13 protein-coding genes and 1 pseudogene are annotated in these 10,537 nt (G+C 39.6%); 3 read left to right on the top strand and 11 right to left on the bottom strand.

The window, feature by feature from the left end:
• A pseudogene (locus EKM76_RS13880) lies at window positions 1–140 on the top strand (IS30 family transposase); the annotation flags it as partial.
• A gap of 4 nt (window positions 141–144) precedes the next feature.
• On the opposite strand, the gene EKM76_RS11395 reads toward EKM76_RS13880, so the two are convergent.
• The 3 genes from EKM76_RS11395 to relB form a co-directional block, all read right to left on the bottom strand.
• Window positions 145–633 (bottom strand): hypothetical protein, encoded by a 489-nt coding sequence (locus EKM76_RS11395; protein WP_125550757.1) that lies wholly within the window; start codon window positions 631–633, stop codon window positions 145–147.
• A gap of 1,067 nt (window positions 634–1,700) precedes the next feature.
• Window positions 1,701–2,012: a type II toxin-antitoxin system RelE family toxin gene (locus EKM76_RS11385; RefSeq protein WP_125550756.1), complete on the bottom strand. Its 312-nt coding sequence runs from the start codon at window positions 2,010–2,012 to the stop codon at window positions 1,701–1,703.
• Window positions 2,005–2,241 (bottom strand): type II toxin-antitoxin system RelB family antitoxin, encoded by a 237-nt coding sequence (relB, locus tag EKM76_RS11380; RefSeq protein ID WP_125550755.1) that lies wholly within the window; start codon window positions 2,239–2,241, stop codon window positions 2,005–2,007. The genes EKM76_RS11385 and relB overlap by 8 nt, the downstream gene beginning before the upstream one ends.
• A 144-nt stretch (window positions 2,242–2,385) precedes the next feature.
• On the opposite strand from relB, the gene EKM76_RS13795 reads away from it, so the two are divergent.
• On the top strand, window positions 2,386–2,637 hold the full coding sequence (locus tag EKM76_RS13795; protein WP_125550754.1) for a TcpE family conjugal transfer membrane protein: 252 nt from the start codon (window positions 2,386–2,388) through the stop codon (window positions 2,635–2,637).
• Between the two features lie 136 nt (window positions 2,638–2,773).
• Here the strand turns inward: EKM76_RS13795 and EKM76_RS11370 are convergent, their stop codons facing one another.
• From EKM76_RS11370 to EKM76_RS11350, 5 genes are all read right to left on the bottom strand, one after another.
• Window positions 2,774–3,364, bottom strand: coding sequence for an NAD(P)H-dependent oxidoreductase (locus EKM76_RS11370; RefSeq protein WP_125550753.1), 591 nt, complete (start codon window positions 3,362–3,364; stop codon window positions 2,774–2,776).
• An 88-nt stretch (window positions 3,365–3,452) separates the two neighbouring features.
• Window positions 3,453–4,013 (bottom strand): Crp/Fnr family transcriptional regulator, encoded by a 561-nt coding sequence (locus EKM76_RS11365; protein ID WP_125550752.1) that lies wholly within the window; start codon window positions 4,011–4,013, stop codon window positions 3,453–3,455.
• A gap of 326 nt (window positions 4,014–4,339) precedes the next feature.
• Window positions 4,340–5,881: a glutamine-hydrolyzing GMP synthase gene (guaA, locus tag EKM76_RS11360; RefSeq protein WP_191986919.1), complete on the bottom strand. Its 1,542-nt coding sequence runs from the start codon at window positions 5,879–5,881 to the stop codon at window positions 4,340–4,342.
• A 140-nt stretch (window positions 5,882–6,021) separates the two neighbouring features.
• Window positions 6,022–6,945 carry a type I pantothenate kinase gene (coaA, locus tag EKM76_RS11355; RefSeq protein ID WP_125550750.1) on the bottom strand — a complete coding sequence of 308 codons (924 nt, stop codon included), beginning with the start codon at window positions 6,943–6,945 and terminating at the stop codon, window positions 6,022–6,024.
• A 17-nt stretch (window positions 6,946–6,962) separates the two neighbouring features.
• Window positions 6,963–7,451 carry an acyl-CoA thioesterase gene (locus EKM76_RS11350; protein WP_225417928.1) on the bottom strand — a complete coding sequence of 163 codons (489 nt, stop codon included), beginning with the start codon at window positions 7,449–7,451 and terminating at the stop codon, window positions 6,963–6,965.
• Window positions 7,452–7,801: 350 nt separating this feature from the next.
• Between EKM76_RS11350 and EKM76_RS11345 the strand changes: the two genes are divergently transcribed.
• A complete protein-coding gene (locus EKM76_RS11345) occupies window positions 7,802–8,668 on the top strand; it encodes a DegV family protein (RefSeq protein ID WP_125550749.1) in 867 nt (288 codons plus the stop codon).
• A 76-nt stretch (window positions 8,669–8,744) separates the two neighbouring features.
• Here EKM76_RS11345 and EKM76_RS11340 read toward each other — a convergent pair whose 3' ends face one another.
• The 3 genes from EKM76_RS11340 to EKM76_RS11330 form a co-directional block, all read right to left on the bottom strand.
• Complete coding sequence (locus EKM76_RS11340) at window positions 8,745–9,143, bottom strand: hypothetical protein (RefSeq protein ID WP_125550748.1); 399 nt, start codon at window positions 9,141–9,143, stop codon at window positions 8,745–8,747.
• Between the two features lie 86 nt (window positions 9,144–9,229).
• Window positions 9,230–10,405: a putative hydroxymethylpyrimidine transporter CytX gene (gene cytX, locus EKM76_RS11335; RefSeq protein ID WP_125550747.1), complete on the bottom strand. Its 1,176-nt coding sequence runs from the start codon at window positions 10,403–10,405 to the stop codon at window positions 9,230–9,232.
• 15 nt (window positions 10,406–10,420) lie between these two features.
• Window positions 10,421–10,537, bottom strand: a 117-nt coding sequence (locus EKM76_RS11330) for an IS3 family transposase (RefSeq protein WP_164507606.1), incomplete at its 5' end; no start/stop codon positions are given.

The raw sequence follows: 10,537 nt of genomic DNA, 5'->3' as shown, positions 1-10,537 counted from the left end.
CTAAAAATCAGGATATGGATCCAATTTCGGATACCGTCATTTTAGAATTCGTTGATCGGCTGAATAAAAGGCCACGGAAATGTTTAAATTGGAAAACACCATATGAGATCTATCATAATCAAAAATTGCACTTAATTTGACAATTCAAGCTTTAAAAATCACCAATGCCAGTACTAACAGAAAATAATCAACAAAAAAAGCGGCCAGTCCGCTTAATAACAGCCCTAACCATGTCCCCCACGAATCGGCAAAACTAATACTATGCGTTGTTGCAATGATCGTGCCGACTAATGGTAACACCAACAAAAGTACCAATATTAGCAAATCAGCGCATAAGACGGTCATGACTGGCAACCAAAATGCCCGTCGATAATGCGGCTCACCACGTGTTGTCAGCCAATTCGGTTGTACTTTAGTTAAGAGATATAACGGCAAAAACAAACCGACATAGAGATACTCACCGATACTGAGCACAGTATAACTGTAAGTAACTAGCTTCATGCCAGTACCAGTGATAATCAGTAAAATCGTCATCACTAGATTAATTACAAATAAAATACTAGCGGTACGTAGCTGGAATTTCGCCAACAACACCCGTTTTAACGCTACTTTAAAGTTATTTTCTATCCCCATAGTCACTGATCCTTTTACGTTTGATTATATGATTATAATATAATCAAACGTAAAAACAAACTAAACGCGACTATTGCCTAGATCAACAACCAGCTATAAACACTACTTAATATGACTAAGTTAAGCGGATAAAAATAAAAAAATCCCTTAAAAAATGTAGAAACTAGCGCCTTTTCTGTTATCCTTTGATGTCTTTCGATCATTGAAAAAAACGCAGCAAAAAATCAGTGTCATTTAACCTTGTAAAACTTCTAAGAACATACGAACTTCGCTTTATCGGAATTTTTCATAAAAGGAAACTATATTACAGCAATACCGTGATGGTCATTTTCACTCACACTACGTCAGCTATCAACAAGATTTGACAAAGAGCCATAAAAAATAAAAAAAGAGCTGAAGCCCTTGAAAATATATTTTATATTCGTTCAAGATCTCAATTGGAATGTTTCCTATCATCTTTTCAGCGATTGACTCGTCTGCACCAGAACATGTGTGAATTGAATAATGCTTCAACATGATTTCCAGTGAACTATGTTCCAGCCTTTTCGACAAAATCAAAACTGACAGATTAAACTCATTAATCAGATACGAGGCATGACTGTGACATGGTCCTTTTGCCTGAATCGGCTTAATTCCTGCGGCAACTGTATAGCGCTCAATCACACATGCAATTATTGACTTGATCATCGGTAACCCATCATAGGAAAAAATGATATCATCTTTTCATGATTTAGATATATAACTAAATTTCTTCGGGGGACTGGTCTAGCAAATAGATCAGTCCTCCTTCAATAACAAAGAAAAAATCGTGAGGAAAATCAAAATGATATTAAACTGTGGCTTACCTTAATAAGCTACTCCTTCAACGTTAAAAAACCACAATTACAATTTGCAATTGTGGTTTTGCTTATCTGTCATATTCGATTATGCGCACTTAGTTTATTATTTAATATAGTGGCGCATTTGCTCACATTCTTGCCAAGTACCGTTTTTTGCGAGTAAGCCAAGATCACGTTCGTACTTCTGCATAATCTGATCAATTTTATTTTTATCACTCGTTGTATCACCTATTTGTCATCAAAATTAGGTCCCGGTAATTTATCTGGATCTAAATCATAAACTTGTTCACGCTTAGCAACATAAATATTGGTAATAATCAAACGATCATCATCTACGACTGTGATTAATCGATATGAACCGATTCGAAAACGTGTGTACCCGGACAGATTGCTAACTAACTTTTTCCCCGGTGACGCTGGATAATCAACATCGACTAAATGCTTTTGAATGAATTTAACTATCGCACGTTGCGTTGATTTATCAATTTTTTTCATAGATTGACGAAAATACTTTGTAGTACGAACTTCATATTTACTCATCGTCAAGCCCTAAATCTTTAAGCGTATCTTGCCAGCCCATCGTCTTAAAGTTATCTTTCTTCCATTCTTGATAGGCCAGGTCGGCAGCCTGAACATCGGACCAATCTTCTAACTGTGCCGCTACTGCCTGTTTAATAAAGTCTGACTTACTAATGTTATGCGATGCGATATATGCTTTTAACAATTTATCGGTTGTGTCATCAAACCGAACTGAGGTTGCTTGTGCCATATTGATCCCTCCTTGTACTGAATATTATAAGGTATTGTTGTCTTGTAGTCAAATATAACTACGAAACCATTTTTCCAAATTACCGGCACTTAAGCTTGCCCAGTATAACAACCAATTAATCCAGATGAAAGGAGTAAACGCCTTATGAAAAAGATTCGTAGTTACGCCAGTATTTGGTCAGTGGAAAAAGTGCGCTATGCAATCAATGATGTTAATCTATCGTTCTCCATTACGTTTACCCAAATGACTTGGTTCATCGTTGCGCTATTTTTAGTCATGTTGCTGGGTAATTTAGTCCAGAATGGTGGCTCAAATCGGGCCAGAATAATCAACTGCTATGACCTAATACTCGCAATACACTTATTTTGGAAAAAGCTGGTCAAACTGGACAATTAAATCTAGCTTGTAGAAAATAAAAACACGATATTCAAATTGAATGCCGTGTTCTACATAAATAAATTTACTACTAGTTATGACACTAGTAAAATTGCTTTCTATGGTCATAATCAATTCAATCAAAAATAAACACTTTTTATTTCAAAGCCATATCTTTTTCAATCTTGTGTAACCAGGTTCCACGCTTTTCTTGAGTCCGTGATTTTACACCGCTTAGATTAACCCACTTTATTTTTTTGATTCCCGTTTTTTTGAATGTACCGCTGATCATCGCCTTTTTAATTGCATTGCCAAAAATAAATTGATAAACGTATTTAGGTGTATTCATTGTCGTAATCATGGTTGTCTGTTTTAGGTTAGGTAAACTTGAAGCCATTCCAGTCACAGTTTTAGCATTCTCATAGGTGCTACCAGGGAAAATCACCTTATCGATAAAGCCTTTAACCATCGCTGGCATGAGTTCCCACCAAATCGGAAAAATAAAAATTAATTTATTTGCTTTTTTTAGTCGCCGAACATAGTCCTTTGACTGTTCATCAATCATTTGATGTTTAACAAAACCTAACAAGTCAGCACTAGACATAACGGGATTAAAATTATCTGCCTGCAAGTCAATAACATCAACAGAAAATCCACCGGTCATTAATCCTTTTTTAGTTGATTCAAGAATTGCATGACAAAAGCTACCGTCGTAAGGATGGTAATAAACGATCACTGCATTTTTCATATTAAAGATCTCCAATTAAAATTTATTTTTAAAAGCAAGACCTATCTTAATAGCAGTGAAGATTCTCCGCATTAACATTTGTTAATTACTAATGACGGTTTTTTATTCGGCTAAGTGAAACAGCTGTTATCCCTAGGTAAGAAGCAATGTAATGTTGCGGTACCCGTGCAATAATTCTTGGTTCATTAGCCACCAAGTCGTGGTATCTTTCTGCTGGGGAATCTTTTATTCGTGATAGAAAATAATGCTGATAATTAATAAATCGCTCACAAATAAAATTTAAAATATCATGTTGCAATTCTTCTGAGTTATCCATCAGTTTCAACAGATTATCTCTATCCAACCTGTATAGTATGGTATTCTCAAGGGATTCAATCGAATACAGGCTTGCAGTTGCTAAATAGATCGATTCAAAAGCAGAAACCATTTGATTCTCAAAGAAAAATTGCATTGTGATATCTTTATCACCATTATTATGCCAAAGACGTAAGCTGCCTTGTTTTATGAAGTACAAGCTATGCGAAATATCGCCTTGATAAAGTAATGTCGTTAATGCAGGGGCTTGTTCCATATAAAGCCCATCAGTCAACATTGAACCATATTTCTTCAAGAAAGCAGCCCCATCTAATATTTTTTGTTCCGCTACCATTTACCCCACCTCAATTTTATAATACCATATCAATAACAAATTTATGAAAGCCCGCACATTTTAGAACTTAATCAAAGTCAAAATTTAGACCTTGGGATCTAAATAAAATACACTTAATCCAGTGCAAACTCAACGTACTCTATTGTTATTTAACCCATATAACCATTAAAAAATCCCCGTCAAAACTTGGAATCGCAAACAGCGAATCCCAAATCTTGGCGGGGATTTTGGCGGGGAACTATCTAAATACCCCACCAAAAGCTTAGCTTTATGTCTCAACAAAATACCGTTAAATCAACATTTCAGCTTCAAGCTTTATATCTGAATTATTCCCATTCCACAGTCGCTGGCGGCTTGGAGGTAATGTCGTACACGATGCGATTAACGTGCGCCACTTCATTGACGATACGCACCGAAATCTTCTGCAAGACATCCCAAGGAATGCGCGCAAAGTCAGCGGTCATGCCGTCAATTGAGTTAACAGCGCGGATGCCGACTGTATAATCATACGTACGGCCATCGCCCATAACACCGACACTACGGATGCCTGGTAAAACGGTAAAGTATTGCCAAATATCACGATCTAGGCCAGCGTTTTTGATTTCTTCACGTAGAATTAAATCACTATCGCGAACGATTTCTAATTTTTCTGGTGTGATTTCACCGATGACACGAATACCTAAACCGGGACCAGGGAATGGTTGGCGCCAAACAAGTGCTTCAGGCATGCCTAACTTTTCGCCTAATTCGCGGGCTTCATCTTTAAACAAAGTCCGTAATGGTTCGATCAATTCAAAATGCATGTCTTCTGGCAAACCACCAACGTTATGATGTGACTTAATGGTTTGTGCTGTATCAGTACCACTTTCGATCACGTCGGTATACAGTGTCCCTTGCGCTAAGAAGTCGATTCCCTTCAGCTTAATAGCTTCATCGTTAAAGACTTGGATAAATTCGTTACCAATGATTTTACGTTTCGTTTCTGGATCAGAAACGCCAGTCAATTTATCTAGGAAACGTTTTTGTGCGTCGACCTTGATAATATTTAAGCCAAATTTGCCTTCTAAGCTATCCATAACTTGGTCAGCTTCACCTTTGCGCAGTAAGCCATGATCAACAAAGATACTGACTAATTGATCACCGATCGCTTTGTGCAACAGGACACCAACAACGGAACTGTCAACACCGCCGGATAAGCCAAGCAAGACTTTACGGTTGCCCACTTGTTTGCGGATTTTTTCAATTTGTAGATCAATGAAGTCAGCCATTGACCAGTTGCTACGAGCGCCAACTACATCAAACGCAAAATGACGTAAGATTTCAGTTCCGTATTCAGTGTTTTGAACTTCAGTATGGAACTGTAAACCATAGAATTTGCGTTGATCGTCAGCCATTGCTGCAATCGGGCAATTCTTACTAGTTGCCGTTTGAACGAAGCCATCGGGCACGCTAGTCACTAAATCACCGTGGCTCATCCATACATATTGGTCTGCTGGCAAATCCTTGAACATAACGGCTTCTGGGTCAGTTACATGAATGTCAGCATGGCCGTATTCACTATTATTGGCGTTTTCAACGACACCACCAGCCAAATTCTGAGCCATCAATTGCATCCCGTAACAGATACCTAAAATCGGAATGCCCAAATTATAAATTTCTGGATCAACTTGGAACGCTCCTTCATCATAGACACTGTTTGGACCGCCAGAGAATATAATGCCTTTTGGATTCATGGCTTTGATTTCTGCCGCAGTTAATTTATGCGACAATAATTCGGAATAAACCCCGAATTCACGAATCCGCCGGGTGATTAATTGGTTATACTGACTACCGAAATCGAGCACGATAATTTTATCAAAATCTTGCATGTTCGTCGTTGCCAACAAATTCACCTCATTATAGTATATTGATTTGCATAACTTTTTTCAATAAACCTATTCTACTGATTGAAACGCTCGAGGTCAACTGTTCCGAGCAGAGCGTGTTCAAAAAAGTGTTCATTGCGGCGTTAGAACTTACGTAAATAAATTTCATTGATGCGATGATTGGTTGTTTTATGTAAAATCACATCAGCACGATTACGCGTTGGTAGAATATAATCTCGCAGATTCGGCAAGTCGTTGGTCGCCCAAACGTGCTTGGCCATCGCCATTGCGGCTTTACGGTCACCAATGGCATACGGATAATAATAATTAGTCGGATCAGCAAGCGCGATCTCCAATAACACTTTAAAACGGTCTAGATACCACTGCTCGATCAACACCGGATCAGCGTCAACATACACCGAAAAATCAAAGAAATCACTGACGTAAAGTTGCTGATTGCTCGGCAGCTGCAAAACGTTGATTCCCTCGACGATCAAAATATCTGGTGAATCAATTAAATCATATTCATCTGGTAAGCGATCATAAATTTGATGTGAATATTTAGGCGCCTTGACTGGTCCTAGGTTATTTTTCACTTCATTCATAAACATAATTAAATGTTCCATATCATAACTTTCGGGAAACCCTTTACGGGCTAATAACCCGCGTTTTTTTAATTCAGCATTGGAATATAAAAAACCGTCAGTGGTGATATTTTGAATTTTTTTAGTTGGATACGCGCGGGTCAGCAAAACTTCCAGCAAGCGGGCAGTGGTACTTTTGCCAACCGCCACACTCCCGGCAATACCAACAACAAAAGGCGCCTTATGTGAACGTAAGCGCAGAAAATCAGCCCGATCTTGTTGCTGACTTTGATATTGATTGTAATAAACATGGATCAAATGACGTAATGGCAAATAAATTTCCTTAACATCGGCCAACGAGATACGATCATTCAACGACTTGGCTTGATCCAAATCAGCCTGTGACAAAGGTGCCATGCCATTACGATAAAATCGTTTCCATTCCTGTCGTTCAATTTTGTAATAGTTCATTTCGTTTTGCAAACCAAGTTCCTCCGTCACTACAATAAAGTTCGTCGTATTGCTGCCTGATTCCGCAGCGTTAAATTAGCAGCATAACGCTGTGCATACTCGGCACAAATGATTTTTTCCAGTCGGCTTTCCGGTTGCGGCTGTGGCCAATCTGGCTGTTGCGTTAGGCTGATCAGCGTCACAAATGCTTCTGCAACTAATTGATGTGCCGTGGTCAGCACGTAAACGTACACTTCTAACGCCCGCTGGGTGGCCCCACTCACGAAGCTATAAATCGTAAATGAAGTTCCATACGTTAACGGACGGATAAAATCAAAACGATCAATACTGGCCGTGACCACTTTTTGCTGGCCAAATCGGTGCGCCGATTCTGCAACCTGATCATCAACTAAATGTAACAAGTGGCCACCATGCAATGTTTGGTGTGAGTTTAAATCCTGATAACGGACACGATACTGCTGCTGTACTAACGACGCGCGACAACTTTTAGTCACCAAGATGATCACTTCTTCCAGCATAATTTGTTTAGTTGATTTTTACACCAATACCTCAGCCAATAAACACATTGTGTAAGCATTACCAGAATTATAGCACACGTTTATCCTAAATTTAATCGTAAATCTAAGCGATAAGATAGACATAATTACGAAGTTTAGCACCACCGGCTAGCCTATGCTGCTCATAACTAAAGCGTTAACACTAAATCCACTAGCTCTTTTCAGTAAAACATTCTCGCAATAGCTTTGCAATTAGCGTAAAATGGGGGCTACGTGCTTTTGTCACAGCTTGATACAAGCACACGCAGACTGTCTGTCAGTATGAAGCTATGTCAGTTCATACATCATGTATTTAGTAAAAGGAGTCCATCATGAAGATTGCCGTTGTTACTGATAGTGCCAGTTATTTGTCCCCTGAACAAGCTGCCACTAATGACATTACTGTCGTGCCGATCACCGTCATCTTTGGGCAGCACGCTTATAAAGAAAATATCGATATCACGACAAAAGATTTTTACGAAAAATTAACTAGCGAAAAAGAATTACCGACCACTGCGCAGATCTCAATGGGTCAGATTCAAGCGGTCTATGACGATTTAGCGGCTCAAGGTTATGAAGCAGTGATCAGCATCCACCTATCCAGTGGTATTACTAGCTTCATCAATAATTTGGAAGCTTATTTGCCTAACATCACCAATATAAAAGTCTATCCATTTGATTCTAAGTTAACTAGCGCCGCTGAGGCTAATCAAGCTTTATTAGCTGCTAAGTTAGTTCAAGCGGGTAAGTCAGTAGACGAGATCATTGCTGCACTGACCGAATTACGCGCAACTCAACACGTTGATTTTGTGGTCGATGATCTTAGCCATTTAGTCCGTACTGGCCGGCTAAGCAACACTTCTGCGCTACTAGGCAACATGTTACGGATCAAACCAATTCTGCGTTTCAATGACGCTGGCCAAATTATCGCCGTCGCCAAGGAACGCACGATGCGCCGCGCATTTTCCCACATCAAAGCTGATTTAGAAAGCTTTATTGCTGCGGCAGATTATCCAGTTCGTATCGATGTGATCGACGGTGACAATCAAGCCACTAGCGACGAATGGATCGCGGACCTAAAACAATCCTTTCCTGAAGCGACCGTTGACGCCAGTAGCCTTGGTCCAGTGATCGGTGTGCATACTGGCCGTAAAATGATGGGCGCAGTTTGGTCACGCGATTATCAAGATATCGAATAGCGCCATCAGTTCAATATCGGTGGTCAAAAATATAAATTAAAAAGACGAGCTAGGCAGATGCCCAGCTCGTCTTTTACTATCCAATTCGAAATTCCTGTATAAACTTTATATCGACCACTGTTTCCCCATCCACGTTATGTGTGGGCACACAGTGTAACAGTTTGCGTTCAGTTAAGTAACGACTAAATGTTTTCATACTCGGTACGCCCAATACTGCGGAATTCTGCGGCTGCGCAAAATTAACTTTAACCAGCTGATAGTCACGCTTTAATCCAATCATAACTTGTTCAATTGCCCGAATCGCAACTTCACCCGTTTTAAGAAACAATGGTGGTACCGCATCACGCTGAAAAATTGCTTCACCTGAATATATTGTGTGGCGCCGGCCATTTAAAGCAGTGTAGCTGGCGGTATATGCTACTGTGACCGCATCTAATTTAACCTTGTTATTAAAATTAATTTGATACTTCTCCATATCTACGCCCCCAATATAAATATGCTGAAACCGTTATTATTAGTTTAGCATATTTTAGGGATATTACTGACTAATACACATAAATATTAATCTTGTACCCGCCACTGATAAATTTTATGACTCACAATAACTAATAAACCAAGTAGTAATAACAAACCGACAGTGGTGCCTAATGGCAGGTTAATTTTCTGCAATTGATAATAGCTCCACACCCCAAAGAGCCAGAGTAACAGATTCCATAACTTGGGCAGGCTACGTTTAGTCACAAAATAAGTGGTAAACACAATTGCGTATAGCGGCGTGAAAACAGAACCAATAAAGTATAAGAAATTCTCATAGCGGCTCATGGAAATACCTAACGCGATCAACAAACCGAGCACCGTCACAATGATCGCCATAAAATTTATCCGTCGATTATGTGTTAAGTTATTGACACTAGTGGCCGCAGAATAAGCATCCATAAAAGTCGTCGTCACTGTAGAGAAAATAATGATCAACAATGCCACTAAGCCAAGGCCGCTGGTTGCCAGTAATTTGGTCACATCCGTCATGCCTGTCCTAGTGACAACTAATAAGCCGAGTATAAACATAAACGAGCTACCCATAAAATAGCCAAGTGAACTGGTTAAGGCGCTAATTAGCGGGCGCTGCTTGGTTTGCGTATAATCACCGATCACTGGTAACCAGGAAAGTGCCATGGTCACATTAAGCTCAACTGCTGCCCCAAATGAAAGTGTCCCAACCGCTAAATGTGGCGCAACACTAGGCGTGCGCAAAATAATAACTAAAATTAATAGCGTGCCACAAAACAACAACCCCACCACTAAATTATTGATCCGCAATAACCATTGATAATCAAACAATAGCCAGATAACGATCAATAATGCGACGATCACACTCATGATAACAACATTCTGAACACCAAACAGACGCTTGGTCACGCCATTCATTGCTTGGGCAGCATTAACGATCATCACCGCCGTCCAACCTAAAAGCTGTAGGGCATTAAGCAGCGAAAAGGCCCAGACCCCTTGCGCTCCAAAAGTTGCTTGTGTCGACTGAATTGCCGTTTGTTTTTGGGCAGCGCCAATATAAGCAGCTGGCAACAAAAATAAAAAACAACCAATCACATGACCAACTAGAATTGCCAATACGCCTTTACCTAAACCAAGTGGCGCCAACAAGGTGCCGGTCATAATTTCTGCAATCGAAATTGCTGCGCCTAACCATAATAAAAATTGGCTGCGTGAAGTGAACCCCAAATATTGGACGAAACTTTAAGCGACTTTCTGGGTGGTAAGAACACGGTATTTAACCGGGCTCTTACCACCCAGTTTTGTTTTGATTCGTGTGACATTATAATATTGAATCCAGTTCGATACGGCTAAAGTTAA

Source organism: Loigolactobacillus zhaoyuanensis (genome assembly GCF_003946385.1).
Lineage (GTDB): Bacteria > Bacillota > Bacilli > Lactobacillales > Lactobacillaceae > Loigolactobacillus > Loigolactobacillus zhaoyuanensis.
Note: the sequence above shows the minus strand (reverse complement) of the source record. Positions and strands in the feature narration are given on the sequence as shown.

Bases quoted from the DNA above. Each gene is read 5' to 3' on its own strand.
- EKM76_RS13795 (WP_125550754.1), top strand. From the start codon at position 2,386: ATGAAAAAGATTCGTAGTTACGCCAGTATTTGGTCAGTGGAAAAAGTG.
- EKM76_RS11395 (WP_125550757.1), bottom strand. From the start codon at position 633: ATGGGGATAGAAAATAACTTTAAAGTAGCGTTAAAACGGGTGTTGTTG.
- EKM76_RS11385 (WP_125550756.1), bottom strand. From the start codon at position 2,012: ATGAGTAAATATGAAGTTCGTACTACAAAGTATTTTCGTCAATCTATG.
- EKM76_RS11365 (WP_125550752.1), bottom strand. From the start codon at position 4,013: ATGGTAGCGGAACAAAAAATATTAGATGGGGCTGCTTTCTTGAAGAAA.
- EKM76_RS11345 (WP_125550749.1), top strand. From the start codon at position 7,802: ATGAAGATTGCCGTTGTTACTGATAGTGCCAGTTATTTGTCCCCTGAA.
- EKM76_RS11370 (WP_125550753.1), bottom strand. From the start codon at position 3,364: ATGAAAAATGCAGTGATCGTTTATTACCATCCTTACGACGGTAGCTTT.
- EKM76_RS11350 (WP_225417928.1), bottom strand. From the start codon at position 7,451: ATGCTGGAAGAAGTGATCATCTTGGTGACTAAAAGTTGTCGCGCGTCG.
- relB (WP_125550755.1), bottom strand. From the start codon at position 2,241: ATGGCACAAGCAACCTCAGTTCGGTTTGATGACACAACCGATAAATTG.
- EKM76_RS11340 (WP_125550748.1), bottom strand. From the start codon at position 9,143: ATGGAGAAGTATCAAATTAATTTTAATAACAAGGTTAAATTAGATGCG.
- guaA (WP_191986919.1), bottom strand. From the start codon at position 5,881: ATGCAAGATTTTGATAAAATTATCGTGCTCGATTTCGGTAGTCAGTAT.